Here is a 25,496-nt window from a genome sequence, read left to right on the forward strand (position 1 = left end):
TGGTTTCACGGTCCGCTGCGCTTTGATCATGCGACAAATCGGCGTCATTACCGATCCGGAGCAAGCTCGTGTTTTTGCCGGCTATCTGCTGACGCAAGGCATCAAGAGCCGGCTCGATTCGTCGGCAGACGGCACGGTTGTCTGGATTCACGACGAGGATCAGCTCGAAGCCGCGAAACGAGAGCTCGGCGAATTTCAGGCGGAGCCGGGAGCGGCGCGTTTCAAGGCGGCGGCGGAAAAGGCCCGCGAGCTGGAAAAGCAGGCGCGCAAGCGCGAGGAAGAGTATCGGCGCAACATGATCCAAGTGCGCAGCCGCTGGAGCGGCGGCGCGGCGCAGCGGCGGCCACTGACGGTTGCGCTGGTGGTGGCCAGCGTGTTGGCGACGTTTTTGACCGATTTTGGCAGCAAGCCGACGGTGGTGTATCGTGCGCTGACCTTGAACCGTGTGGTGGTCGACTCGGCGACGGGCAACGTCTATCGCGAGCGCGGGCTAGGGGGGGTGCGCGAGGGGCAGGTGTGGCGATTGTTCACGCCGGTGCTCATTCATTTGGGTGTGCTGCATCTGGTGTTCAACATGTACTGGCTGTATTTGCTCGGCGGCATTGTTGAGGAGCATCGCAGCCGATTGTTGTACATCGCGCTGGCGCTGGCATCGGGGGTGCTGACGGTGGCGGGGCAATTCTATTTCGGCGGCATCGCGTTTGGCATGTCGGGAGTGGGGTTCGCCTTCTTTGGATACATCTGGATGCAGAGCAAGTTCGACCCTTGGTCGGGCCTGTATATCGATCCGAACACAGTGTTCATGTTCCTGTTCTGGTTTGTGCTCTGCTTTACTCCGATCGTGGGCAACGTCGCCAACGCGGCGCACACCATTGGGCTAGTGTTTGGCGCAGCCTGTGGCTACGCGCCGGTGCTATGGCGCACGCTCGGCGGAAAGAGATAACCCATGCTGCACGCGCTTGTGATGGCCGGCGGCGCCGGCACTCGCTTTTGGCCGGAGAGTCGCGCCGCGCTGCCGAAGCAACTGTTGCGGCTAGCTGGCAACGAGACGCTGCTCGAAACAACGCTCGCGCGGCTGGCGGGACTTGTGCCGCCGGAGCGGATCACGGTCGCCACTGCGGCGCGTTTGGCGCGGCCGATCCAGGAGCAACTGCCGCAGTTGGACGCCGATCGATTGATCTTGGAGCCGTGCAAGCGCGACACGGCGCCGTGCATCGCGCTGGCCGCGCTGCGACTATTAGCGGTCGACCCCGACGCGACCATGCTGGTTTGTCCCGCCGATCATGTGTTGGGTCCGACCGAGGCGTTTGAAAAGGCGATTCGGCAGGCGGCACGACTGGTGGATGAAGGGCCGCGGCGGTTAGCGACTTTTGGCATCCGCCCCACCTACCCGGCCGAGTCGTTTGGCTATATCGAGCGGGGAGAGGCACTGGCACACGGAGCCAAGGGGGACGCGCCGGCGTTTGACGTGGCGCGGTTTCACGAAAAGCCGAAGCGGGAGTTGGCCCTCCAATATTTGGCGGTGGGAAGCTACTACTGGAACGCCGGCATATTTGTCTGGCGGGCGGCGACAATCCGCGATGCCTTGGCCGAGCGCGAACCGGAGATGCTGGGCCACTTGGCGCGCATCGTCGAGGCGCAAGGGGCGCGCGACGAGGCGAGCGTCTTCGAGCGCGAGTTCGCCGCCGTGAAGCCGATCTCGATCGATTACGCGGTGCTGGAGCATTGGCCGAGTGTGGTGGTGATCGAGGCCCCCTTTGATTGGGACGACGTGGGAAGCTGGCAAGCGCTATCTCGATTGGCGCCGTCCGACAGCAACGGCAATGTGATGAGCGGTGCCCACGTCGGCATCGATACGATGGGCTCGATCATTCGCGCGGGAGATGGGCATCTGGTGGTCACGCTTGGCGTGCGCGATCTGGTGATCGTGCATACGCCCGACGTGACCCTGGTGGCCAATAAGCACGATGAGGAATCGATCCGCCGGCTGACGCAACTGCTGGCCGAACGTGGACTCGACAAGTATTTGTAGCCGCTGTCCGGGCGGTCTGAAGTCACCTTTAGGGTTACCAATCGGACAGGTTTGGCGGCCATCTGGCCCATCGGCCGGCGATTTTTCCCAAACGGCGGCGGTTTATCGTGGCGCTGCGGTTGGCCAGCGACCGATCTGACCCTATGATAGTTGAAGACTGTGAAAAATTTCTCAAATTGAGGGCAGGCTCTCCCCGCCCAATCACTGAGTAACTGGCATGGCCAAGCAAGGTCCCCGCAAGAAGCTGCCGAAAGAACTGGCGGTCATCAACGCCGACAACTGCACTGGCTGCGAGGCCTGCATTGAGGTTTGCCCGGTCGATTGCATCGTCAAGGTGCAGCAGTTTCCGGGCATGCCGAACATGCAGAGCTTTTGCCAGATCGATATCGAGCGCTGCGTGGGCTGCGAGGTCTGCGTACATATTCCGCGGAAGAAGACCGATCCGTACGAGCTGACGGTATGCCCTTGGGACGCCATTGAGATGGTGCCGACGGAGCTTGTGGCGCAAGTGGTGGCGCAGGTTGGCGGACCGCCGGAGTACATCACCGAGCATTGGGATCGGCTGGTCGGCACGGCGCAGCATTTGGCCGAACTGAAGGCCGAAACTGGCTGAGCCCGAGAACGAACCTTTCGACCAACAGACCCAGGAAGCAACTCCTGGGTTTTTTTGTTGTGCGTCAGGCAAAGATGGCGGCCGAGGTTGTTAGTGCGCGGCGATTGGGAGTAGTCTGGCGGCGCGAGCCGTTACCCGCGTGAGCGATAGCCGATGCTGCGAATCTTGATCAGGACGAATCACGAGCTACGGCGCTTTGAGCACGCGCAGGGACCGCTGGAGGTTGGTCGCGGCAACGAGCGCGACTTGCCGCGACTGGTGCTTGAAGATCCGTTTGTGTCGCGCGATCACTTGCGCATCGAGCCGCTGCCAGATGGCCGGGTGCGAGTGGAGAACATCAGCCGCAAGAATCCGGTGACCCTGCACGAGGGAGATTCGCTGGACGTGGGCGCCGCGCAAGACTGCGGGTTGCCGCTCTCAATCACGATTGGCGAAACGCATTTGCTGGTCGAGGGCGAGACCGTAGTTGACAGCCCACTGATGACAATTCGGCAACCGGTTTTGCAAGACAGCGTGGTGCGCAACGCCAGCTTGCGCGAACTGGGAGAAGCGCCGCCGGCCGATGTGTTGGCGCAGTGGCTGGAACGCGTGGTGACGGTGCAGCAGTCGGCGGCGGGCTCGAACGCCTTTTACCTCGACGCGGCCAAGGCGGTGGTCGACCTGGTGGGCTTGGATTCGAGTTGCGTGTTGCTGCACGGCAAGGAGGGCTGGGAGATTGCCGCCCGGCACCCGCAGAACCCGCGGCAGTCGCAAGAGTTCAGTCACACGGTCATCGAGCGCGTGGCGAGCGAGCGGCGCACCTTCTATGAAAGCTTTCGATTGCCGCAGGGGCCAGGCAGCCTGAGCGAAATCGAAGCGGTGGTGGCGTCACCGATCTTGGACGACCAGGGTAAGGCGGTGGGGGTGTTGTACGGATCGCGGTTGCACACTTTGAGCGGCACGAGTTCGGCCATCTCGCTAATCGAGGCGCAGGTGGTGCAGCTTTTGGCCGCCGCCAGCGGCGCGGGGCTGGCGCGCTTGGCGCGCGAGGCGCAGGCCGCGCGGATGCGGGTGCAGTTTGAGCAATTCTTTTCTCCCGAGCTGGCGCGCGAGCTGGAGCGCGATCCGGCGCTGTTGGAAGGACGCGAACGAGAGATCACGGTGTTGTTCGCCGATGTGCGCGGCTTTTCGGCCATCGCCGAACGCGCCGGCCCACGCGAGACCTTTCGACTGATGAGCGACGTACTGGACCGACTGACCTCGCGAGTGATGGACGCGGGGGGGGTGGTGATCGACTACTACGGCGACGGCATGGCAGTGATGTGGAACGCGCCTTTGGATCAGGCGGATCATGCGCGGCGGGCGTGCCAGGCGGCGCTGGCGCTGCGCGGCGAGTTGCCGCAACTCAACGATAGTTGGCGAACCGAGCTCGGGCGGTCGCTGGAGTTTGGCATCGGCATTCACACAGGACCAGCGCTGGTGGGCAACAGCGGCAGCGCGCGGCGGCTGAAATATGGGCCGCGCGGCCATACCATGAACCTGGCCAGCCGCATTGAGCAGGCGACCAAATGGTTTGGCGCGCCGATCCTGGCCACCGGCGCCACAGTGCTGGCCGCTGGCGACGTGGCGGCGCGGCGCTTGTGCCGAGTGCGCGCGTTTGGAGTGGCCGGCGCCGTCGACCTGTACGAGGTGCGTTCGGTGGAAGAACGGCAAGAGCGCCAAGCGGCGTGGAACGCGTACGCCGATGCGCTGGCGCAGTTTGAACAAGGCGATTGGCAAACAGCGCGGCAACGACTTGAACATTTGGCGATAGAAGGGGACGCTGCGGCCGGCGCGATGGCAGCGCATTGCTCGTCGCTCGGCGAGCGACCACCTGCCGAATGGGACGGCGTGGTTGAGCTAGCCAGCAAATAGTCTTTGCAAACCATTGCCACGTCGCGCATCAGTCGATGGCATCGGCATGACGCGGCAAGCTACACTCACGATGTAACTGTTCGGACTCGCTCCGGTTGGCGAATTTCATGGATTTTGGCCCCGTACTGCTCATATTGATGGCCGCCATGCTGCAGGAAGACATGGCTTGCATTGGCGCGGGGCTAGCGGCCGCGCGCGGCGACGTGTCGTGGCCGATTGCCATGGTGGCCTGCGTGATCGGCACGGTGCTGATTGATCTGGGGTGGTTCTCGCTGGGCAAGTATGTCGGCGGCTGGGCGTTGCGACGGCCCCCATTGGCGTGGGTGGTCAGCCCTGAACGCTGGAGCGTGGCGGAGACCGCGGTGCGGCGGCGTGGCGCAATAGTCATTTTGATGAGCCGTTTTCTGCCAGGCCTGCGCACACCGTTACAAGTGGTCGCCGGCGCCATGGGAACCGGCTCTTGGAAGGCGGCCGGCTGCTTTGCGCTGGCGTCGCTGATCTATGTGCCGCTGGTTTTCGGTCTGGCCTATCTGTTAGGCGAAGCGATCATGGAGCATGTGCCGCTCTACAAGCGGTATGGCGTGCCGCTGTTGGTGGCGGCCGCGGCCGCGCTGTGGCTGCTGCTGAAGTTGGCGCGTCCGCGCGTGGCGGCGGCATTGGCGCAGGTCGAAGACGCGGAAGCAAGCGCGGCGCCCATGGAGCGCCGATAGCGGCGTGCGGGCGTAGTCAGCCCGCGGTTCAGGCGATAGACTGCCGAGAGTCAATTCGCTCGCCGCGCGACAATCATGGCCGCCAATCTCACTCCGCAGTATCTCAAGGCTGAAGAGCAATACCGCCGGGCCGCCACGCTGGAAGAAGAGGTCCAGTGGCTCGAGGTAATGTATCGCGAGTTGCCGAAGCACAAGGCTTCGGAAAAGATGCAGTCGGAGCTGAAGCAGAAGATCAGCCGCGCCAAGAAGGAGTTGGATACCGAGCGCAAGACCGGCAAGAAAGGTCACTCGGTACGCATCCCCCGGCAAGGCGCCGGCAGTGTGGTGCTGTTGGGAGGCCCCAACGCCGGCAAGAGCAGCCTGGTGCGAGCGTTGACCCGCGCCACGCCCGAGGTGGCGCCGTATCCGTTTACTACGCGGGTGGCCACGCCGGGCATGATGCCGTGGGAGGACGTGGCAGTGCAATTGATCGACACGCCGCCGGTGACCGAGGACTTCATGGAGTCGTACTTGCAAGGGATGATCCGCGGCGCCGACCTGGTGGTTTTGTTGATCGATCTGGGCGCCGACGAGGGAATTGAACAGTGCCAGGCGGTGCTCGATCGTTTGAACGGCACCAAGACCCGGCTGGCGCGCGACTCATCGCTCGACGAAGAAGACATGGGGCTCTCGTACACGAGGACGCTCGTGGCGCCGAACAAGATCGATCTGGCCGACGCGCCCGCGCGGCTAGAGCTATTGCACGAGTTGTTGCCGCTCGATTTTGCCGAGTATCCCGTATCAGCGGAGCAAGGGACCGGGCTCGACGCGCTGCGGGCCGCCATCTATGAGGGGCTGGATGTGGTCCGCGTCTACACCAAACTACCGACGCACAAGCAGGCCGACTTCGAGCGACCATTCACGGTGCGGCGCGGCGGCACCGTGCTGGATATTGCCGAACAGGTGCACAAGGACTTTGTGGAGAAGTTCAAGTTCGCCAAGGTGTGGGGACATGGCGCCCATGACGGACTCGTAGTCAAAGGAGATCATGTGGTGGCCGACCGCGATGTGGTTGAACTGCACATGTAAACCGGCGCGGAGCGAATCATGCCAGAATCTCATCCCCCCATGAACAACGCCGGCGTGGCCGCGGCCTTGGAACAAGTGGCCGATTTGCTGGAACTGGATGGGGCGAATCCGTTTCGCGTGCGCGCGTATCGCAACGGCGCGCAGGCGGTGTTGGAGTTGCCGGAACAGGTGGCCGCGATCGTGGCCGATCCGAATCGCCAGTTGACCGACATTCGCGGCATTGGCGCCGATCTGGCAGACAAGATCGGGCGGCTGGTCACGACCGGAGAATTGCCGCTCTTGGCGGAGCTATTGGAGCGCATCCCACAGAGCGTGCTCACGCTGTCGCGTGTGCCAGGGGTGGGACCCAAGAAGGCGGCGGCGTTGTTTCGCGAGCTCAAAATCGCCACACTCGATCAATTGCGCGCCGCGTGCGAAGCGCAAGAGGTGCGTGGGTTAAAAGGCTTTGGCGCCAAGACAGAGGCGGCCATACTTGCCGGTCTGTCGCTAGCCAGCGAAGCCGATCGACGCACGTACTGGGCCGATGCCGATCTGATCGCGCACGGAGCGCTCGAACATCTGCGCGGCTGCAAGGGGATCTTGAAGCTCGAAGCGGCGGGCAGTTACCGGCGTGGTCGCGAGACGGTGGCCGATCTCGATTTTCTGGCCGTCGCCAAACAGCCGGGTGCGGCGATGGATCGGCTGGCCACACTGTCGGGGGTGGCCGAAGTGATAGCGCGCGGCGACACCAAAATGTCGGTTCGACTGGAGAGCGGCATGCAGGTTGATCTGCGTGTCGTGCCAGAAGAATCGTTCGGCGCGGCCCTGCAATATTTCACGGGATCAAAACAGCACAATGTGACGCTGCGCGGACTGGCGAAGGATCGCGGACTGAAGATCAACGAATATGGCGTGTATCGGGGGGACGAATGGATTGCCGGCCGAACCGAGGAGGAGGTGTACGCCACTCTCGATTTGCCATGCTTTCCGCCTGAGATTCGTGAGGCGCGCTGGGAGTTCGATTGGGCGGCGGCGGGCCCCTTGCCGCGATTGGTGGAGTTGGCCGACCTGCGCGGCGATTTGCACATGCACACCAGCGCCACCGACGGCAAGGCGACCTTGGAAGAGATGTGCGCCGCGGCAGTCGAACGAGGATTGGATTACATCGCGATCACCGATCACTCGAAACGAGTCTCGATGGCCAACGGGCTGAACGCCGAACGCCTGCGCGCTCAGTGGCGCGAGATCGATCGGGCGCGAGCGCTGTTTCCACAGCTCACGATACTCAAGGGAATCGAGTGCGACATTCTGGAAAAGGGGGGCATGGACCTGGCCGACGACGTGCTGGCCGAGGCCGATTGGGTGATCGCCAGCGTCCACTACGGGCAGAACCAGCCGCGCGACCAAATCACCGATCGCATTATCGGCGCGATTCGGAACCCACATGTGTCGATCGTCGCGCATCCGACGGGGCGGCTGATCAATCGGCGCAAGCCTTACGAGGTCGATCTGGGCGCGGTGATCCAGGCGGCGCGCGAGCATGGCAAGCTGCTGGAGTTGAACGCCAATCCGGCGCGGCTTGACTTGGACGATCTGGCCTGTGGGCAAGCGCGACTTCAAGGCGTGCCAATCGTGATTTCTTCCGACGCGCATGCCACCGGCGGCATCGACGTGCTGCGTTACGGCGTACTACAAGCGCGGCGCGGCGGCCTGACGCGCGAACAGGTTGGCAACACACGGCCGTGGAGCGAATTGACGAAGCTCGTCCGCCGTGGATGAAGCAAAGCCCACGCGAGGCCTGTCAGCGGCTCGGCGGTTGCGGGAGCCGTGACCGCACCAGGTCTTGTGGGCGGCCGAGACGCTCGATCGCCACATCGTCGATCCAGACTTGCCCCAGCCCGGTAAGAGCGAATTGCACGCTCACTGGTCGGCTGTCGGTGGCCACGCGATAGACGACGAACTCTTGCCAGGTTGGCGCGGCGTCGACGCGCTGGGCCAGCGCCGGGCCGCCAATGCTGTCGATAATCATGAGTCCGTCGACGCTGCCCGCGATGCCGGGCGCGCGGACCCAACCGTGGATTTTGAGCAGTTCGCCGGTGGCGACCTGCACGCCAGGGCTGGTGACCCACACGGGAGGCGATTCGACGACCACCGGGGGGGCGGCGGGATCGAGCGGCTGCGCCCAAAGCCGCAGGCTGTAGCGTCCAAGCCGCGGCTCGACGGCCGACAATTCGGCGCCGGTCTTGATGCCGCGTTCTTCGTAGCGCACGTGCTGCCAGCCCGATTGATCGAGCACGCCGAGTTGCTCAAAGTCGCCGCCGAGCAAGCCAGCGGAAATGAATTGCGAACGCCCAAGAAAGGCCTGCGACGCGGGTAGCTCGGGCAGAGAGACAAAGGTGGTGGCCAGCGGATTGACGAGGGGCGAAGCGAGTGGTTTGACCAGCGCATCCCAATGAGCGCGTTCGATCAAGCGCAAGGGACGCACGGCGCGCTGCGCGGCGGTGGCGGCCGCGGGGAAGCGGCCTGCCTGCAGATGGCCATCGGCCTCGCTGAGGTAGCGGCCGGCCAAACTCAGATACTCCGCGCTCTTGGGCACATTGAGGCGCTGGGCGACCAGGTGACTATGAATCTCGTTCACTAGCCCCCAGCGCTCGCTCGCCAATTCGAATTCGAGCATCGCGGCGCGATCGCTAATCGCGGCCAGACGCTGGCTGACGTGTTGAACCGCCACGGCGTCGCCGGTGAGCAGCACAATCGAAGTCAGGCCGAATTCGTCGAGGGTGACTCGTGTCCCCCCTGCCACCCGCTTGTGCCGAGGCATCGGCAGATCGGCGAACGTGATTTCGTAGGCGGAACTGGATTCAGGGACGCCCGGCACGGTGAACGAAACGTTGGTTCCGGCAAGCTGACCGGGGACGAATTGCGCGCCGCGGCCCGACCAGAGAGGCAACAAAACGCGCGCGTGGCTGCTCTCGAAGACGGCGGCCAAGGCTTCGGGATCGCTACCGGGCACCGTCATGGTGAAGTTGCCAGTGGCGGCCCAGCGCTCGACGAGCGACAGTTCGAGATTGATTAGTTCCAGCGTGCGGGCGCGATGGCGAGTGGCGGGGGAGGGATCGTCGAGTCGCGTGCGCGAATCGAACAATAGTCCGCGCGCGCCGCCGGCGATGGCGGTGTAAGCTGCCAGTCGAATCTGTTCGCTTTGCAGCGGCGTTTGCGCCACACGGCCGGACGAGAAGCGACGAATCTGTTCGGTCAGTTCCGGTATCGGCTCGGTCTGCACCGTGGCCCAGATCGGGGTGCCAGGGTGGGCGAGTTGGGGGCGCTCGCGCAGCCAGGAGAGATAACGCGGCAGTTCCAAGCTGGAGCCAATGGGAGATCGGCTCATGACCAACACATCGCAGGCGCGCGAGTAACTGCGCAGATCGGTGAGGGGCTGACACACGAGCGGGCGGGAGAATTCGCGATCGCGAACGCGAATCAACTCGGCGCTGGCTTTGATGGCATCGAGTTGCGCGCCGGTCAAGCCCTCGCCCAGATTCCAAACAAGCACCCGATCGTATTGCCTGCCGAGGACCGAGGGGGCGGCGGCGCCACTGGTGAGGGCGGCGCCCAGCGTGTCGTCGGCAAGGGGCGGACAGATGAACCACAGATCGAGCCGCAACGCGGCGGCGGCCATTTCGGCGGTCGGCGGTCCGCCTAGCAACAGCGTGTTAAAGCCAAGTCCCTTGAGAAAGTCGAGCGGTTCGCCCCGATAGGCGATAGCGCGCGGAAAGAAGGGAGCGTCTGCCACCAAAATGCTGGGGCCGTTTAAGCGCACCTGCGGCGGACGGCGCGCCGGGGCCGGCGGCGGCTGCGCCGATTGAATATTGGCCACCGTGTTGACCGAAGGGCGCGGGGCGCCACTGTCGACCAGGCCGGCCACTTGCAGGTCGTCGACCCATAACGTCGCGATGCCGGCGGCGGGGGGAATGCTGAGCACCAGCCGATCGACGTAGGCCTCGCGAGTGTCGATCGAGGGACCGTGTTGCACCCGCAGCGCGCGGGCGCTTTGTTCCAGCAATTGCGGCAGGCCTTCGATGGCCAGCTCTTGCCAGGAGCCAACCGCGCGATAGGAGGCGCCGCCAAGCAAGGTGGTGATGGGCAGTCCCGCCACGTCGCGCGAGCGGGGCAACACCACGCGGGCCCAGAACTGCACCTGCGGTCGATTCGACCTGATCCAGAGTCGGGCGGCCAGCTCGTCGATGACGCGCGCGCCCGCCAGCGGATAGTGGAAATAGACGGGTGATTGTCCGGCGGCGGCGACGGAGATGGTTTCGCTAGCGGCGCCGTCGTGGCGATCGAGACGGGAGATTTCGTGCCGCTCGACGCGAAAGGCGCCGCGCCCCTGCGGTTCTCCCCAGCGGAAGTCGGGGCCTTCAAAGCCATCGCGCAAGAGTCCATTCGACGGCGGAACATCGCCGGCCAGGCCGAGCATCAATCCCAAGATGATGGCGGTGACTGTCAATGCAGGTTACTTGCGCAATATAAAGCGATCGCGTCCTGCGCGAGGCTGCGGAATCTAGCGAATAGGCGCAGCGCGGGCGCAGTGCCGCCAGTGTGGCGAAAAGTGCTTGTAGTGTGATTTGTGCAACCGGGCTAGAGCGGCTTGTTTCCTTTTTGCACCAGTGCTAGAACGAAATGACGGGCCTGATTCGCGGCAAACCATCTAGATTCCGGCACTTGCGCGCCGGACCGGCCGCCGTCGAACCAAGTGGCACGAGGACTGCTTCCGGTAAGAAGCCATCAACCGCCAAGCACGCCGAGGAACACCATGAGCCACGCATCGCGAGTTTTGAAACCGGCCGTCGAAGAGGTCCCTCCCGACCTGATTGCCTTGGGCTCCGCCATCGAAGGTTTGCCGCTGGAGCACCGGCAGTCGCTGGAGCCGATCTATCATCGCGTGGTCGAGAGCACCAAGCGCCGCCGGCGGATATTGGCGCTCGTTCAAGAAGCGCTGGGGCAATTGCGGTTGGATATGAAATATCTGGTCTTCGATCTCGAAGCGACTCGCCGCGAGCGAGATGAATTTCAACGTCAATTAAAAGAAGACGTGGATTGAGTTTCGGTCGGCGATGCCAACCGAAACTCGAGCAGGAGAAAATTAGAACAGTGGAGCAGGTGAGTAGGAGCGCCTTCTCAATCATCCACTGATCACCTGCTCCCCTGCTCATTGTCACCACCTGTCACATGCTGGACACAGTCCACTTGCGAGACCGTCGATGGCCTTCATGTTTGAACGACTGGAGGTCTACCAAAAAGCTGTTACGTTCGCCGACGATATTGCCGCATTGACCCAGGAGTTTCCGCGAGGATTCGGTTTCCTGACTAGCCAGTTGAATCGTGCCGCGCTGTCAATTGCCACCAATGTGGCCGAAGGCAACGGCAGATCCACCAAGCTAGATCGAAAACGATTCTTCACGATCGCGCGAGGATCGCTTCAGGAATGCGTCCCATTGCTTGAAATCGCCCATCGGCGAGGACTGATCAAGGTGACCATTCACGCGAGATTGCGTAACGAATTGGAAACAATTGCCAAAATGGTGAGCGGTCTTATTCGCGGCTTGGAACGACGGCAAGTCTAACCCTCCCCGGGTTGTCTAGCGCCCCGCGCCTCCTGGATCTGGAGGCGCGGGGCGTTTTCGTTGCGCGATTCTGCCTCGCGGCCAATTGGGCGCACTCCTGGCGGTGAGCAAACAACGCGGCGCGCCGCGCTCGTCTTGCCGGCGCCGCGAATGTAGCAAAGGGGTGGCTCAATAAGCAAAACGATACTTCGCGCCGTCGCGCTTGGCGGCGCGTCGGGTTTTCAGAAAAACAGGGGGTTGGACTCCGACAACTCCGATTTCGACAGCGGCCAAATTCGCGCGGTTCCGCGGCGCAACACCATCGACAACAAGGGGTTCGCGCATGATGGCAGCGAGGGCGGGGCCGCCAGGGTTTTCGGAGTTTTCGGAATTGGCCTCCGATAACTATTCGAGTCGCGGATCGCCTACAGTGCGCCGGGTTTGGAAAACAGAATCGGGATTCTGTTTTTTGGGTCGTGGGTCGGAATCGGGGCGCTGGGGGGCACGGTCGTGGATTTTCGTCTGGTCCGCAGCCTGCCAAATGTCGAGTGGAATGCGGCGAATAGGCTAGGAACCAGGATACCGGCAAACGGCGCCAGAATGGCCCGGTTTTCAACCCAATTGCGACCCTGCGGGTGAGCGAATACGATTGACCATTGGCCAGTACGATTCATGGCGCACGCGCCTGCGCCGGAAGTATGCGCCAAGGAACTTGCGCCGTCAGAGGCACATTGAACGTCGGAACTTTTCATGGGCGAGCAGACCGCTGAACAGATCGCCCATCGCGTGGTCGAAGTTGGATTGTTGGACGACCGCCAAATGCAGGCCGCGTGGGGAGAGTTCGGCCGCACCGATGCCACGCCCGACGAGTTCTTGCAGTTCTTGGTTCGCCGCGAGTTGTTGACCAACTATCAGGTGACGCGGCTGCTAAACGGCGAGCGCGGGGGTTATTTCTACGGCGACTATAAGGTGCTGTATCTGGTCTCAGCGGGATCGTTTGCCCGCGTGTACCGGGCGGTGGATCGGCGGAACGGCCGAGTGGTGGCGATCAAGCTGTTGCGACGGCGGTTTGCCGACAACCAGGAGCAGACCGAGCAGTTTGTACGCGAAGGGGAGATGGGACGTACGCTGCGGCATCCGAACATCGTGCCGATCTACGAGGTGTATTCGAAAGGCGCCAACCATTTTCTGGTGATGGAGTTCGTCGAGGGGCATAACCTGCGCGACTTCTTGAAGATTCGCAAGAAGATTGATCCGCCCGAGGCGACGCGGATGCTGGTCGACATCGCCAGCGGACTGAACTACGCGCATGGCCGGGGGGTGTGCCATCGCGATTTGAAGCTGACGAATGTGCTGGTGTCGAGCCGAGGCCAGGCGCGGCTGATCGACTTTGGCCTGGCCGGGGGGGACCTGGAGGACAACGAGGAAGAACTGGAGACCGCGGCGAATCCGCGGACGATCGACTACGCGGGACTGGAGCGCGCCACCGGCGTGCGCAAGGATGACCCGCGCAGCGACATCTACTTTTTGGGCTGCATCTACTATTACATTTTGACGGGCAAATCGCCGCTGCAAGAAACCAAGGACCGGATTCAGCGCTTAAGCCGGCAGCGGTATATGGATGTGAAGCCGATCCATCGCATCGATCCCGACCTGCCGCGCGTGGTGGCGCTTTTGGTGAACAAGTCGATGGAGTTGGACGCCGACAAGCGCTATCAGACGCTGGGCCAGATGTTGGTGGACTTGAACATTGCCTATAAGCGGTTACTGGCGGGGGGAGACAAGCAGGAGACGGCCGCCGACCTGGACAGCGACGCCGGCAAGGAGACCGTGGCCGCCAGCGACGAGGAGCGCAATCGGCTGACGGCGATGTTGATTCCGGAGCACCAAAGGCGCGTGCTGATGTTCGTGGAGTCGAACATTCGGATGCAGGACATCTTTCGCGACGGCATGAAGCGGTGCGGCTATCGCGTGCTGCTTACCAGCGACCCGCAGCGGGCGATCGGCCGGCTGAAAGAAAACGCCAAGTCGGCCGATTGCGTGATCTTTTCGTCGGGCGACATTGGCCAGTCGGCGCTCGAGGCGTTCAACGAGTTTGGCCAGTGCGAGGAGACCAAGCACATTCCGGCGGTGCTCTTGTTGGGCGAGAAGCAGTCTGGCTGGCGCGAACACGCGCGAATCGACAAGCAACACCGTTTGATCGCGATGCCGATCAAATTGAAGGAATTGCGGAGCGTGCTCACGCAGCTTGTGCCGCCGTTGCCGGGCGAGGCGGCGGCGACCGGAGCGGCCAACGAGAACTGAACGCGCCGTGCGCCCCTTTAGGGCAGTTTGACGCCCATGCGCTGCATGAGCAGCTTCATGTCTTCCCAGACGTCTTTCTTGGCGGCCGGGTTGCGCAACAGATAAGAGGGATGATAGGTGCAGAGCACGTTGGCGTCGCCGTATTTGTAAAAATTGCCGCGGAGCTTACCCATCGGCAATTGCAGATCGAGCAGCGAGCGCGAGGCGACGGCGCCGAGGCAGCAAATGAACTCGGGGCGAATGATCTGTAGCTGCCGCTCCAAATAGCCGCGGCAGTTTTCGACCTCGTCTGGCAGCGGAATGCGATTGCCGGGCGGGCGGCATTTGAGCACGTTGAGAATGTAGACCTCGGCCCGATTGAGGGTGCAGGCCTCGATGATCTTGGTGAGCAGTTGCCCCGCGCGACCGACGAACGGGACGCCTTGCTGATCTTCGTCGGCGCCGGGCGCCTCGCCAATGAAGACCAGCCGCGCCTTTGGATCGCCGACGCCGAAGACCGTTTGGGTGCGAGTAGAGGCAAGCTCCTTGCACTGCCGGCAAGCCGCCACTTCTGTTTGGACGACCGCGAGGGCGTCGACGCGTTTGGCCAGCGGCAATGCGGCGCCAGACCAAGAGATATCTTTTTCGCGCCGAGGCGCGGGTGTTGCCGGCGCAGCGGGGGCAGGCGGAGCGGCGCGCGACGCGGATGGTGGCGCCGTGCTCGCGCGCGGAGGGGCGGGACGCGCCGTGGCGGCCTTGGCCGACTCGCCTCGCTTGGCCGCCGGGGTTGTGAGCTTGGCGGCGAGCTTGCGGTCGATCTGTTTGACGCCGGCCGATTCAAGGCTTTCGAGCGTCTGCACGACGGCGCGACGCAGATTGACCTGTCGCGGGGTCTTCCGTGACATAGAAGTTCCTTCGCGTTAGTCGGGGAGCTTGTCGACCTTGATCGCCAGTTCGCGCAGTTGCTTGGTCTCGACGTGGCTGGGGGCGCCGGTCATCAAGTCGCTGGCCTTTTGCGTTTTGGGGAAGGCGATCACGTCGCGGATATTGTCGCGACCGGAGAAGAGCATGACAAAGCGATCCATGCCTAGCGCGATGCCGCCATGCGGCGGCGCGCCAAACTGCAAGGCGTCGAGCAGAAAGCCGAACCGCTCGCGGGCCGTTTCGGCGTCGATGCCGAGCAACGCAAACACCTGCTGCTGCACCGCCTGATCGTGGATACGAATGGTGCCGCCCCCCGCCTCCAGCCCGTTGATAACCAGGTCGTAGGCCTGGGCACGGCAACGGCCTGGGTCGGTGGCGAGCAGTTGCAGGTCTTGCGGCCGCGGTGCGGTGAAGGGATGGTGCATGGCCGCCCAGGCCTTGGCTTCCTCGTCCCAGGCGAACATGGGGAACTCGACGACCCAAGAAAAGTTCATGCTGCCGGGCTCGTAGAGCTTAAGCTCCTCGCCAAAGCGCTTGCGGAGGCCATAGAGGGCCTTGCAAGTGATGGGGTAAGTATCGGCGACGAAGAGCAGCAGGTCGCCGGGAGCGGCGTCCAGGCGCTGGCCAATTTGGACCAGCAGCTCGGGGGTGAAATTCTTGGCCACGGTCGAGGCGAGCGTGCCATCGGACTCGACCTTGAACCAGACAAGTCCCTTGACGCCAAAATCTTGCTTGAGCCAATCGGTGAGGTCGTCGATGTTCTTGCGCGAGTAGCGCGAGGCGGCGCCCTTGGCGTTGACGCCGCGCACCTTGAGGCCGGCGTCGGCCGCCCCCTTGAAGACGCGGAACTCCGCCTGGGCCGCCAGATCGGTGACGTCGACCAGTTCCATGCCAAACCGCAGATCGGGCGCATCGTGGCCAAAGCGCTCCATCGCCTCGTCGTAGGTCATACGCGGCAGCGGCGTTGGCACGTCGATACCCAACAGCTCCTTGGCGAGCTTGGCGACCAGCCCGTCGATAATGGCGATCACGTCGTCGGTGTCGACAAAGGCCATTTCCAGATCGAGCTGGGTGAACTCGGGCTGGCGATCGGCGCGCAAGTCCTCGTCGCGAAAGCAGCGGGCTACCTGCACGTAGCGATCGTAGCCGGCGATCATAAGGATTTGCTTATAAAGCTGCGGCGACTGCGGCAGCGCGTAGAACTCTCCCTTGTGGACGCGGCTAGGCACCAGATAGTCGCGGGCGCCCTCGGGCGTGCTGCGGCCGAGCATCGGCGTTTCGACCTCGATGAAATCGAGCTGGTCGAAGTAATCACGCATTCGCTTGATGATTTGATGTCGCAGCACCAGCGTGCGTTGCATCTCGGGGCGGCGCAGGTCGAGATAGCGATATTTGAGGCGCAGATCCTCGCCGGGCAATTCCTGGGCGCCGGGTTGAAATGGCGGCGACTGGCATTTGTTGAGAACGGTCAGTCGCGTGGCGCGGACTTCAATGCCGCCGGTGGCCAGCTTGGGATTGATGGTCCCTTCGGGGCGCTCGGCCACCTGTCCGGCGACTTCGATCACAAACTCGGAGCGAAGCGTGCGGGCCAGTTCTTGGGCGGCGCCGCCGCTCTCGGGACCAAAGACGATTTGCGTCTTGCCGTAACGGTCGCGCAGGTCGACGAACAGCACGCCGCTATGATCGCGATAGCTGTCGACCCAGCCCGCGAGGGTGACGGTTTGACCGACGTGCTGCGGCCGGAGTTGGCCGCAGGAGTGAGTGCGCAGCAAAGTGGGCTCCTTGGCGCCGTGGCGGCAGGGTTGCCGGGGGCGCGCGTAACAGTCTGGGGAAGAAAGCCGTCGTGGCTTTTCTCCCTCTCTAGCCGCGAGCACAGCGACGCTGCTGCGGCTCGCAAAATCACAACCCATGTCGCAATATTGCGAATTGCTTCCGGCGATTCGCGCAGCCCGGCGAATACTTGCCCGGGCTGCTAGTTGGAATTGCGACAAGCCGAGCATTGTAAGTGGACGGGGCAAGAAACTAAACCCGCCCCTGGGCGTGCTGGCGCGGGCGAAATGCCGGGTGCGGGGAAGAGGGGGCGGGACTTTGGCCGGCCCACGGCGAGCAGCCGTAGGCGTGGCAGGCGGAATTCGAGCAGCGATCATGCGCCGCTCACGCGCCGCGGTGTTTGGCTTTGTGACGGCGCTTTTTGCTCAGGTGGATGGCTTCCATGAAGGTGCGATCCATGGTCTCGACCATTCGCTCGATGGTGGCCTTGTCTTGCACCGCGGCGACGGCGGCGGCGCCGACGCGCGCGGCCTCGGCCGGGTTTGCCAACGCGTGCCGGACGGCGGCGACCAGCGCCTGAATATCGCCGCGCGGATAACGCCAGCCATTTTCACCGTGGCGCAACAGTTCGGCGTCGGCCCCAGGCTCGTCGGCGATGATAGTGGGGCGTCCGAAGGCGAGCGACTGGTTGAGCGCCAACCCCACGGCGCCGGGGATGACCACCAGGTCGCTGGTGGCAATCCAGGCGTAGTCGTCTCCCTCGGGCACCGCGCCAGTGAAGAGGATGCGGTCGGGATCGGTTTCTTCAGCGGCCTGGAGAAGACCTTCGTAAAGTTCGCCGCGCCCCACGAAGACCAAGACCAGATCGGGATCGAGAGTGCGCAGGTCGTGCCAGGCGGTGATGAGGTCGGCCTGGCGTTTTTGCGGCGCCATGCGGCCGATGCAGAGCAGCACCTTTTTTCCGGTCAGTCCTTGCTCTTGGCGCAACTGTTCGCCGCGGGCGGCGATGATCTCGCGCTCGTCGAAGATGCGACGGGTGTCGATCGTGTTTTGCGCGATGCGAATCCGCGATTCGGGATAGCCCAGTTCGCGCAATTCGGAGCGCGAACATTCGCCGTAGCAGAGAAACAGATCGAAGCGGCGGAAGAAGCGGCGCTTGAGCCGCCGCTCGACCCAGGATGTGTGCCCGGCGCGATTGTTCACCTTCGACCAGCCGACCACGGCGGCTCCGATGCGGCGGGCAACGCGGGGGAGTGTCCAACTGCCGAGAAAGGCCACGCTGGCGGTGACCACCACCACATCGGGGCGCGACTGGCGCACCATCTTGGCGGCGCCGCGCCAGTGCGTGACCTCGCGTCCCATGAACAGCCGCTTGTGCAATGGCATCGCTTGCAAGTAATGGCGCTGTTCGATATCGGCGTGATCGATTTCCAAGGGGCCAAAGACGGTGAGTTGGTAGCGGCGCGCGGCCTGCTCGGCGATCAGGTCCCAGACGGGCAAGCGATAATGCTTGACCGCCGGCTGAAAGACCCAGACCTGCGGCAAGTCGGCGTCGACGGCGCCCATGGTGGCGCGAAGTTCGTCGCTGGTGGCTGCATGGTCGGCCATGGTGATTGCCGGGGAACTTGCCTTTGCTAATTACAGTTTGCCGGTTTCGATGGTCCGTAGCGCGGCGCGGCACAGGATGCGCGTGGCCTCGATAAAGAAGGCGAAGCGCGCGTCTTTGGTCAGCCCCTTGTGATAGCGAAAGTAGATCTGCTGCGCGATGACCGCGGTCTTGAAGTAGGCATAGGCCAGGTAGAAGACCATGTTCGACATGTCGCGGCCGGTGCGATGCGCGTAGTGATCGACCAGTTGCTGCCGATCGAGCATGCCCGGCAGCGTGGTGGGACCCCAGCGAATGAGTTGCAAGTCGTCGGGGTCGGCGGGGTCGATCCAGTAGCTGATGGCGGTGCCCAGGTCCATGAGTGGGTCGCCGAGGGTCGACATTTCCCAGTCGAGCACGCCGCGCACGCGGGTCAGATCGGAGGCGTCCAGCACCACATTGTCGAACTTGTAGTCGTTATGGATGAGCGCGGCGCCCGACTCGTGGGGCATGTTGGCGGTGAGCCATTGGGACACCGGCTCCACTTCGGCCAGTTCGTCTGTCTGCGAGCCGTGGTAGCGCTTGATCCAACCTTCGACCTGGCGCTGCACGTAGCCAACCGGCTTGCCGAGATCGGCCAGGCCAACGGCGGCGTAGTCGATTGCATGCAGGTCGGCGAGATTATCGATGAACGAGTGGCTGAGGCGCGTGGCGACCTCGGGGGGAAGCTCCAGCCCGGACGGCGGATCGCGGCGCAAGATTACGCCGCGCACGCGGCGCATGACGTAGAAGGGGGCGCCGATCACGGAATCGTCTTCGCACTGGGCGAGCGGTTCCGGCGCCGGGGGATAAGCGGCGTGCAGTTTGGAGAGGACGCGAAACTCGCGCCCCATGTCGTGGGCCGATTTGACCTGGCTGCCAAACGGCGGTCGGCGGAGCACCATCTCCAGATCGCCGAGCCGCACAAAGTAGGTGAGGTTGGAATGACCGGCGGGGAACTGCTCAATGGCGAGCGGGCCCTGGACCGTGGGAAAGCGCTCGCGGAGCCACGCTTCGAGTCGCGGCGCGTCGAGTTGCTCGCCTTCGCGAATGGGGCGGGTCTTATCGAGAAAATCGGTTTCGGTCATCAGAAATCGAATCAGGAGTTGAGCTTGAGTCCGTAGTTTTTGAGCACCTGCCGGGCGACGACGGTCTTGTGCACCTCGTCGGCGCCGTCGTAGATGCGCGCGCCGCGCTCGTTGCGCAAGAACGCGGCCAACGGGGTGTCGCTCGTGACGCCGAGCGCGCCGTGGACCTGAATCGCGCGGTCGATGACCTTGAGCATGACATCGGCGACGAGAAACTTGATGCAGGAGATCTCGGTGCGGGAGTTGTACAGGCCGTCGTTGTCGATCTTCCAGGCGGCTTGCAGCACGCTGAGCCGGGCGGCGTTGATTTCGGCGCGGCTTTCGGCGATCCACTGCTGCACCGCTTGCTTGGTCCCCAGCGGTTTGCCGGGGGCCAGTTCGCGCGTGGCGGCGCGCTGACACATGAGGTCGAACGAGCGCTCACAAATGCCGATCCAGCGCATGCAGTGATGGATGCGGCCGGGGCCGAGCCGTTCTTGCGCGATGACAAAGCCGGCGCCTTCCGGCCCCAGCAAGTTGGTGCGCGGCACGCGGCAATCGACGTACTTCACCTCGGCATGGCTGTCGTAGTCGTCGCCGGCGTGCCCCATGATGGGGATGTTGCGAATGAACTTGAAGCCTGGGTTGTCGAGCGGCACGATGATCTGGCTGGCCTGCGCGTAGCGCGACGCTTCGGGATTGGTGACCGCCATCACAATGGCGAAGGTGGCGCCCTCGGCGCTGGAGGTGAACCACTTATGCCCGTTGATCACGTAGTCGTCGCCATCCGTGACGGCGGTGGTGGCCATCCAGGTGGGGTTCGAGCCGGGGCGATCGGGCTCGGTCATTGAAAAGCAACTGCGGATGTCGCCGCGCAACAGCGGCGCCAGGTATTTCTTCTTTTGCTCCTCCGTGCCGTACTGCAAGAGGATTTCCATATTGCCGCTGTCGGGCGCCTGGCAGTTGAACGCATAGTGGCCGAGCGGGCTGCGGCCCAACTCTTCGCTGACCATGCCGTGCTCCAAGAGCGACAGTCCCATGCCGCCATGCTCCTTGGGGATTTGCGGGCACCAGAGGCCACGCTCGCGCACCTTGGCCCGCAGGGCGGCCAGTTCTTGCTTGGTGGCGCCAAAGCCCTTTTCGGCGACTGCCGGCTCCAGCGGAAAGACATGATCGCGCATGAACTGGCGAATGTTGGCAAGGATCTCCTGCATTTTGGGGGAGACGCCGAATTCCATGAGACATCCTTTGTGAGGGCTTACAGCCGGCAGTTAGTGATTTGAGTTTCGAGGATCGCGGTGGCGCCGAGCGCTTCGAGTTGTTCCATGATGCCGATCACTTCGTTGCGGCGCACCATCACCCGCACCGCGCACCAATCGGCGTCTTCCAGCGAGCTGACGGTGGGGGAGTTGAAGCCCGGCGTGATCCGCTCCGCTTCGTGCAACTTGGCGCGGGGGACATTGTACTCCAGCAGCGAGTACGCGCGGGCAATGACCACCCCTTCCAGCCGGCGGACAACGCGGTCTGCCAGGTCGGACTGGCGGGCCTGCGGGTTTTGGATGAGCACAGTTTGATATTGGTCGATATCGGCCAGAACGCGCAGCCGATTGGCGGCGAGCGTGCTGCCGGTTTCGATGAGGTCGACGACTACGTCGGCCACGCCGAGGGCGATCATGATCTCGACGGAGCCGGAGAGGTTGACCAGATGGGCCTCGGCGCCTTCGCGCGTTAGATAGCGCTGGGTGATGTTCGGAAAGCTGGTCGCCACGCGACAGCCGTCAAGCTGGGCGGGCTTTTGGACCGGGCTGTCTTCCGGGACGCAGACCGAAAGCCGGCACTGGCCGACGCCAAGCTCCAGCCGGGTATGCACATGGGCGCCGCTCTCGGCCACCAGGTCGCTGCCGGTGATGCCCAGGTCGATCGCCCCTTCGGCACAGAGCACCGGGATATCGTCGGTGCGCAAGAAGGTGATGTCGACCGGCATCTCGCGTACGCGAGCAAAGAGGGTGCGCTCTTGTTGGCGGAAGTTGAGGCCGGCTTGCCTTAAGAGGTCGCCGGCGATCTCGCTGAGGCGGCCCTTGCTGGGGATGCCGATGCGCAGATTGCTCATGAGGCCCCTTTCTGGCCGCGGGCGGCTTTTTCGTCGAGGCCGGAGATGCCAAAGCGGCGTGCGAGTTCGGCCTCGACCTCGGCCAGCGGGACGCCCGCATGGGCCAACAGGACGAAGAGATGATAGAGCACGTCGGCTGTTTCGCGAATCAGGTGGGCGCGTCCCTCGGGGCCGGGTTCGGCTGCCGCTTCGACCACCTCGGCGGCCTCTTCTTGCACCTTGGCGCCGATTTTTGCGACGCCGTCGGCGAGCAACTGGTTGGTGTACGAGTTGGGGCGCGGCTGGGCCTTGCGATCGACGATCACCGCCATAAGCTGCTCAAGAATGGGGGGCGAAACGCTCATTGCGGGCGGTATTCCAGGTCGGGCCAGACTGCTAAAAACGCATCGTAGAGGGGGGGCGCGCGGGTCGCAACCGCCTGCCGCGCTGGCCTGCTGGCCACTGTTGGAACCGAAGTGATCTGAAATGATGTCGACGGACTGGAAAACAGTGATCGACCCGGCTCGATTTATCGACTGCTGGTTTTTGACCGGGCCGACCGCCAGCGGCAAGACGGCGATTGGCGTGGCGCTGGCCGAGTGCGTCGGCGGCGAGATCATTTCGCTCGATTCGATGGCGCTGTATCGCGGGATGGATGTGGGGACGGCCAAACCGAGCGCGGCTGAGCGTGGGCGCGTGCCGCACCACCTGATCGACGTGGTTGCGCCGGAAGACGAGTTCAGCGTGGCGCAGTACCTGACCGCCAGCGCGCGGCTGGTGGCGGAGATTCGCGCGCGACGGCATGAGCCGATCTTTGTTGGCGGCACGCCGCTGTACCTCAAAGCGCTACTGCGCGGACTGAGCGAAGGTCCGCCCGCCGACTGGGAACTGCGCCGGCGATTGCTCGCCGCGGCGCAGGCAGCGGGGAGCGAATCGCTACATGCGCGACTGGCGGCCGTCGATCCGGCTAGCGCCGCACGGCTGCACGCCAACGACGTGCGGCGCGTGGTGCGGGCGCTGGAGGTGCATGAGTTGACCGGCCGGCCGATCAGCGCGTGGCAGGCCGACGCGGATTGGACGCCGGCGGCGCCAGCGCGGCGCGTGTTTGCGCTCGACTGGCCGCGCGAAGCGCTGGCCGCGCGGATCAACCAGCGCGTCGACACGATGATTGAGGCTGGGCTGGTCGACGAGGCGCGGCGACTGCGCGAGCGCGGGGAGTTGAGCCGCACGGCCAGCCAGGCGGTGGGCTACGCGGAGATCTTTTCCTATTTGAACGGCGAGTGCGAACTGGCAATAGCGATTGAGAAGATCAAGGCCCGCACTCGGCAGTTCGCCAAGCGGCAGCGGACGTGGTTTCGGAGTCTGGCGGAATGCCGCTTTGTGCCGATGTCGGAGCCGGTCGACGTGGCACAGATCGCGGCGACCATCTCGCGGCTGGGAGAGGAGACAGACGAAGCGCGATAGAATAGCGACCGGCACGCGCGACGGGTACGCGGCGCGCCTTGGGGAGCCTCTTGTCATGACGCGCTGGTTTTACGTCTCGTGCGGAATCACGCTTTTGGCGCTGGCGGCCAGCGTCTACTACGCGTTTGTCGCCTACGACAATCTGCCGGCGCGGTTGCCGACGCATTGGAACCTGCACGGAGAGCCCGACGGTTGGACGCGCAAGGAGGATGCGGCGCCGATCTTCTTTTTGCTACCGGTCGTGCTGGTTGGCCTGCAGGCGCTCACCTTGGCGCTGCCGTGGCTGTCGCCGAAGCAATTTCAGGTACGGTCGTTCTTGGGGGCTTATGGGCTGGTGATGGCGCTGACGACTGGCTTGTTGGCCTACATCCATCTGGTGACGCTGGTCGGCAGTGCGCGTCCCGGATCGCTCGATGTTGGGCGCTGGCTGATTGGGGGCATGATGGCGTTCTTCGCGGCGATTGGATGGTTGATGCCGCGGATCGAGCGTAATTTTTGGATGGGGGTGCGCACCCCGTGGACGCTGGCCAGCGAAACGGTGTGGCGGGCCACGCATTGGATGGCGGGGTGGACGTTTGGCATTGCCGGCGCGCTAGGCGTGATTTGCCTGTTGGCCGGCGGGCGATTGGAGATTTGTTTCGCGCTTGTGATCGCCGCGGCGCTGGCGCCGGTGGTCTATTCGCTGGTGTATTACAAATGGTTGGAGCGGCGGGGAGAGGTGTGAATGAGTCGCTAGTGGTCAGTGACTAGTGGCTAGGAAAGTCGAGAACGCGACGTCGCGAAGGCGCAGGGGAGATGAAGAGTTGGAAGCTCGCGCCTGGCGTCGCACTGGCAGAGCCAGTGGCACACGGAAGAGAGCAGCGGAGCAGCGGAGGACACTTGACTGGCCGCGACAATGGTCACTGCGAGTCGCTGGTCCTGAGCCTTGGGTCTCTGGTCGCGCGCTTTCTCTGCTTTGCCGCGGGCGGAGATCGATTCGACTCTGCCGTCGTCGTCGTTGGTCTTCACCGTCACCGAAAAGCCGGGCAACAACTCTTCCAATTTGCACGGCGTGCTGTTGAGTGTGATGCGCGTGTCGCGGTCGGGCGTGAAGGCGCGCTTGGTCTTGCCATCGTTGCTGGTGGCGACCAGCTTGCCTTCGAGGCTGGAGACCACCTTGCCGAGATAGACCTCGGCGCAGGCCGTGCCGACCCAGGCGAACGACATCAGCGCCAGGACCGCGATGCGAAGAATGAATACGCGATTCATGGTAGAACCTCCAGTTTTTCTAGAGTATTCCCACATGCAAGCCACATGCCAATGGGACGATAAGCGACGCTTATGACTAGCCCGAGGTGAGCTTTACTCCTTGGCGAGCGACGCGTTTATTCTGTTCCGCCTGACAGGCCTCGCGATAGGCGGACTGCACCAGTTCGCGGCCGTAGCGGCGTTCCATCTCAACAATGGAAAAGTGATATCGCGCCACGCGGTTGAAGTGATCGGTGAAGGAGGCGTTGACCAAGGCCCCGAGGCCGGCGCCGACGATCGGCACCGCCTGCGCGGCGACCTTCTCGGTGACGACAATCTGGAAGCGGGCGGCGATCGCGCTGATCAGGCGCATCAGCACCGGCGCCGTCCCCTTGGCCAGCGCGTCGCTGATCTCGCGGGCCGTGTGCTGCGCCACGAAGTGCGTGGCCTGTCGCACCGCCATCGCCAGGCTGAGTCGCGTGGTCAGATAGGCCGACTCCATTTCTTCCAGCGGTTGCGAGCCAAGGCTGAAGACGGCCAGACACTCTAGCCGCGTGGCCGGGTCGTTGAGATCGGCGCCATGCTCGGCCGCGATCGACGCGATGGAACGGAGCATCAGCATGGTGGTGGTGGGAAGTTCCACCGCGAGGCCGGGCAGGCCCATCATGCCGCCGCCGGCGCCGGTGAGCGCCGTGAGCGCGGTGTGGCGATGTTTTTTCAAGAAGCCGCGGACGCCGGTCTTTTCGCACACCTCGTCGGACGACTCGGGCGGCAGGCTACGCACTGCCCAATCGAGTCCCGTTTTCAACGCGTCGCTCGTGCCGTCGGCGACGATGACGCGCGCCCGATCGGGGAGCGACTTGATGACCACCTCGGCGGGCTTGCCGACCAGGTTGGCCACCTTGACGAGGAAGCTGGGGTTTTCGAGATAGGCCGCCGCCTCCGCGAGCAGCTTGCGCTGGTCGGCATTGAGCGCGAGCGGTGGAGGGACGGGAGTCGGCTGGTCGGTCATGAGCGGGTTGCCTGGGCTTTGCGGTACGAGCCCACAATTCTACGTCGCCCGCAATGTTGCGGCGAATGTCGGCGGAAATCGGCCCGCGGCGCATAAAAAATCCCTGGGCGACTCGCTGGCAGCTTGTCGCCCAGGGTT

22 protein-coding genes are annotated in these 25,496 nt (G+C 63.7%); 12 read left to right on the forward strand and 10 right to left on the reverse strand.

All coding sequences use genetic code 11. From position 1 onward, the window contains the following. The first annotated feature begins 28 nt into the window (after positions 1-28). The 7 genes from K1X71_06065 (at position 29) to polX (ending at position 8,074) form a co-directional block, all read left to right on the forward strand. Complete coding sequence (locus tag K1X71_06065; GenBank protein ID MBX7072695.1) at positions 29-943, forward strand: rhomboid family intramembrane serine protease; 915 nt, start codon at positions 29-31, stop codon at positions 941-943. A 3-nt stretch (positions 944-946) separates the two neighbouring features. Then, on the forward strand, positions 947-2,032 hold the full coding sequence (locus K1X71_06070; protein MBX7072696.1) for an NTP transferase domain-containing protein: 1,086 nt from the start codon (positions 947-949) through the stop codon (positions 2,030-2,032). A 217-nt stretch (positions 2,033-2,249) separates the two neighbouring features. Then, on the forward strand, positions 2,250-2,645 hold the full coding sequence (locus K1X71_06075; protein ID MBX7072697.1) for a 4Fe-4S binding protein: 396 nt from the start codon (positions 2,250-2,252) through the stop codon (positions 2,643-2,645). A 153-nt stretch (positions 2,646-2,798) separates the two neighbouring features. After that, positions 2,799-4,538, forward strand: coding sequence for a hypothetical protein (locus K1X71_06080; protein ID MBX7072698.1), 1,740 nt, complete (start codon positions 2,799-2,801; stop codon positions 4,536-4,538). Between the two features lie 107 nt (positions 4,539-4,645). Then, positions 4,646-5,248, forward strand: coding sequence for a DedA family protein (locus K1X71_06085; protein ID MBX7072699.1), 603 nt, complete (start codon positions 4,646-4,648; stop codon positions 5,246-5,248). A 75-nt stretch (positions 5,249-5,323) separates the two neighbouring features. Further along, complete coding sequence (locus tag K1X71_06090; protein ID MBX7072700.1) at positions 5,324-6,316, forward strand: 50S ribosome-binding GTPase; 993 nt, start codon at positions 5,324-5,326, stop codon at positions 6,314-6,316. A 39-nt stretch (positions 6,317-6,355) separates the two neighbouring features. Then, positions 6,356-8,074: a DNA polymerase/3'-5' exonuclease PolX gene (gene polX, locus K1X71_06095; protein MBX7072701.1), complete on the forward strand. Its 1,719-nt coding sequence runs from the start codon at positions 6,356-6,358 to the stop codon at positions 8,072-8,074. A 22-nt stretch (positions 8,075-8,096) separates the two neighbouring features. Here the strand turns inward: polX and K1X71_06100 are convergent, their stop codons facing one another. Then, positions 8,097-10,802, reverse strand: coding sequence for a hypothetical protein (locus tag K1X71_06100; GenBank protein MBX7072702.1), 2,706 nt, complete (start codon positions 10,800-10,802; stop codon positions 8,097-8,099). A gap of 306 nt (positions 10,803-11,108) precedes the next feature. Here K1X71_06100 and K1X71_06105 point away from each other — a divergent pair, with 306 nt between their 5' ends. From K1X71_06105 to K1X71_06115, 3 genes are all read left to right on the forward strand, one after another. Further along, entirely contained in the window at positions 11,109-11,396 is a 288-nt protein-coding gene (locus tag K1X71_06105) for a transcriptional regulator (protein MBX7072703.1), read from the forward strand. 160 nt (positions 11,397-11,556) lie between these two features. Beyond that, complete coding sequence (locus tag K1X71_06110; GenBank protein MBX7072704.1) at positions 11,557-11,919, forward strand: four helix bundle protein; 363 nt, start codon at positions 11,557-11,559, stop codon at positions 11,917-11,919. 729 nt (positions 11,920-12,648) lie between these two features. Then, positions 12,649-14,202, forward strand: a complete 1,554-nt coding sequence (locus K1X71_06115; GenBank protein MBX7072705.1) for a serine/threonine protein kinase — start codon at positions 12,649-12,651, stop codon at positions 14,200-14,202. A 17-nt stretch (positions 14,203-14,219) separates the two neighbouring features. Here K1X71_06115 and K1X71_06120 read toward each other — a convergent pair whose 3' ends face one another. From K1X71_06120 to hisE, 7 genes are all read right to left on the reverse strand, one after another. Further along, the gene (locus K1X71_06120; GenBank protein MBX7072706.1) at positions 14,220-15,086 is read right to left on the reverse strand and encodes a uracil-DNA glycosylase; all 867 of its coding nucleotides are present in this window, start codon (positions 15,084-15,086) and stop codon (positions 14,220-14,222) included. A 15-nt stretch (positions 15,087-15,101) separates the two neighbouring features. Then, positions 15,102-17,015 carry an aspartate--tRNA ligase gene (gene aspS, locus K1X71_06125; protein MBX7072707.1) on the reverse strand — a complete coding sequence of 638 codons (1,914 nt, stop codon included), beginning with the start codon at positions 17,013-17,015 and terminating at the stop codon, positions 15,102-15,104. A 244-nt stretch (positions 17,016-17,259) separates the two neighbouring features. After that, entirely contained in the window at positions 17,260-18,483 is a 1,224-nt protein-coding gene (locus K1X71_06130; protein ID MBX7072708.1) for a glycosyltransferase family 4 protein, read from the reverse strand. Positions 18,484-18,513: 30 nt separating this feature from the next. Next, positions 18,514-19,587, reverse strand: coding sequence for a phosphotransferase family protein (locus K1X71_06135; GenBank protein MBX7072709.1), 1,074 nt, complete (start codon positions 19,585-19,587; stop codon positions 18,514-18,516). 11 nt (positions 19,588-19,598) lie between these two features. Next, on the reverse strand, positions 19,599-20,804 hold the full coding sequence (locus tag K1X71_06140) for an acyl-CoA dehydrogenase family protein (GenBank protein ID MBX7072710.1): 1,206 nt from the start codon (positions 20,802-20,804) through the stop codon (positions 19,599-19,601). 20 nt (positions 20,805-20,824) lie between these two features. Beyond that, positions 20,825-21,676, reverse strand: coding sequence for an ATP phosphoribosyltransferase (gene hisG, locus K1X71_06145; GenBank protein ID MBX7072711.1), 852 nt, complete (start codon positions 21,674-21,676; stop codon positions 20,825-20,827). After that, positions 21,673-22,020 carry a phosphoribosyl-ATP diphosphatase gene (hisE, locus tag K1X71_06150; protein ID MBX7072712.1) on the reverse strand — a complete coding sequence of 116 codons (348 nt, stop codon included), beginning with the start codon at positions 22,018-22,020 and terminating at the stop codon, positions 21,673-21,675. Before hisE ends, hisG begins: the two co-directional genes overlap by 4 nt. A 124-nt stretch (positions 22,021-22,144) precedes the next feature. On the opposite strand from hisE, the gene miaA reads away from it, so the two are divergent. Both miaA and K1X71_06160 read left to right on the forward strand, forming a co-directional pair. Beyond that, on the forward strand, positions 22,145-23,119 hold the full coding sequence (miaA, locus tag K1X71_06155; GenBank protein ID MBX7072713.1) for a tRNA (adenosine(37)-N6)-dimethylallyltransferase MiaA: 975 nt from the start codon (positions 22,145-22,147) through the stop codon (positions 23,117-23,119). A gap of 55 nt (positions 23,120-23,174) precedes the next feature. Next, the gene (locus tag K1X71_06160) at positions 23,175-23,843 is read left to right on the forward strand and encodes an SdpI family protein (protein ID MBX7072714.1); all 669 of its coding nucleotides are present in this window, start codon (positions 23,175-23,177) and stop codon (positions 23,841-23,843) included. A 29-nt stretch (positions 23,844-23,872) separates the two neighbouring features. Here K1X71_06160 and K1X71_06165 read toward each other — a convergent pair whose 3' ends face one another. Next, complete coding sequence (locus K1X71_06165; protein ID MBX7072715.1) at positions 23,873-24,367, reverse strand: hypothetical protein; 495 nt, start codon at positions 24,365-24,367, stop codon at positions 23,873-23,875. A 76-nt stretch (positions 24,368-24,443) separates the two neighbouring features. Next, a complete protein-coding gene (locus K1X71_06170) occupies positions 24,444-25,358 on the reverse strand; it encodes an EcsC family protein (GenBank protein MBX7072716.1) in 915 nt (304 codons plus the stop codon). Positions 25,359-25,496: the final 138 nt, after the last annotated feature.

The sequence above is a fragment of the Pirellulales bacterium genome (assembly GCA_019694455.1).
Taxonomy (GTDB): Bacteria; Planctomycetota; Planctomycetia; order Pirellulales; family JAEUIK01; genus JAIBBY01.

What these genes read in the sequence shown, in the direction of transcription:
- K1X71_06065 (MBX7072695.1), top strand. Translation starts at nt 29, where the DNA reads ATGCGACAAATCGGCGTCATTACCGATCCGGAGCAAGCTCGTGTTTTT.
- K1X71_06070 (MBX7072696.1), top strand. Translation starts at nt 947, where the DNA reads ATGCTGCACGCGCTTGTGATGGCCGGCGGCGCCGGCACTCGCTTTTGG.
- K1X71_06075 (MBX7072697.1), top strand. Translation starts at nt 2,250, where the DNA reads ATGGCCAAGCAAGGTCCCCGCAAGAAGCTGCCGAAAGAACTGGCGGTC.
- K1X71_06080 (MBX7072698.1), top strand. Translation starts at nt 2,799, where the DNA reads ATGCTGCGAATCTTGATCAGGACGAATCACGAGCTACGGCGCTTTGAG.
- K1X71_06085 (MBX7072699.1), top strand. Translation starts at nt 4,646, where the DNA reads ATGGATTTTGGCCCCGTACTGCTCATATTGATGGCCGCCATGCTGCAG.
- K1X71_06090 (MBX7072700.1), top strand. Translation starts at nt 5,324, where the DNA reads ATGGCCGCCAATCTCACTCCGCAGTATCTCAAGGCTGAAGAGCAATAC.
- polX (MBX7072701.1), top strand. Translation starts at nt 6,356, where the DNA reads ATGAACAACGCCGGCGTGGCCGCGGCCTTGGAACAAGTGGCCGATTTG.
- K1X71_06105 (MBX7072703.1), top strand. Translation starts at nt 11,109, where the DNA reads ATGAGCCACGCATCGCGAGTTTTGAAACCGGCCGTCGAAGAGGTCCCT.
- K1X71_06110 (MBX7072704.1), top strand. Translation starts at nt 11,557, where the DNA reads ATGGCCTTCATGTTTGAACGACTGGAGGTCTACCAAAAAGCTGTTACG.
- K1X71_06115 (MBX7072705.1), top strand. Translation starts at nt 12,649, where the DNA reads ATGGGCGAGCAGACCGCTGAACAGATCGCCCATCGCGTGGTCGAAGTT.
- K1X71_06120 (MBX7072706.1), bottom strand. Translation starts at nt 15,086, where the DNA reads ATGTCACGGAAGACCCCGCGACAGGTCAATCTGCGTCGCGCCGTCGTG.
- aspS (MBX7072707.1), bottom strand. Translation starts at nt 17,015, where the DNA reads ATGGGTTGTGATTTTGCGAGCCGCAGCAGCGTCGCTGTGCTCGCGGCT.
- K1X71_06130 (MBX7072708.1), bottom strand. Translation starts at nt 18,483, where the DNA reads ATGGCCGACCATGCAGCCACCAGCGACGAACTTCGCGCCACCATGGGC.
- K1X71_06135 (MBX7072709.1), bottom strand. Translation starts at nt 19,587, where the DNA reads ATGACCGAAACCGATTTTCTCGATAAGACCCGCCCCATTCGCGAAGGC.
- K1X71_06140 (MBX7072710.1), bottom strand. Translation starts at nt 20,804, where the DNA reads ATGGAATTCGGCGTCTCCCCCAAAATGCAGGAGATCCTTGCCAACATT.
- hisG (MBX7072711.1), bottom strand. Translation starts at nt 21,676, where the DNA reads ATGAGCAATCTGCGCATCGGCATCCCCAGCAAGGGCCGCCTCAGCGAG.
- hisE (MBX7072712.1), bottom strand. Translation starts at nt 22,020, where the DNA reads ATGAGCGTTTCGCCCCCCATTCTTGAGCAGCTTATGGCGGTGATCGTC.
- miaA (MBX7072713.1), top strand. Translation starts at nt 22,145, where the DNA reads ATGTCGACGGACTGGAAAACAGTGATCGACCCGGCTCGATTTATCGAC.
- K1X71_06160 (MBX7072714.1), top strand. Translation starts at nt 23,175, where the DNA reads ATGACGCGCTGGTTTTACGTCTCGTGCGGAATCACGCTTTTGGCGCTG.
- K1X71_06165 (MBX7072715.1), bottom strand. Translation starts at nt 24,367, where the DNA reads ATGAATCGCGTATTCATTCTTCGCATCGCGGTCCTGGCGCTGATGTCG.
- K1X71_06170 (MBX7072716.1), bottom strand. Translation starts at nt 25,358, where the DNA reads ATGACCGACCAGCCGACTCCCGTCCCTCCACCGCTCGCGCTCAATGCC.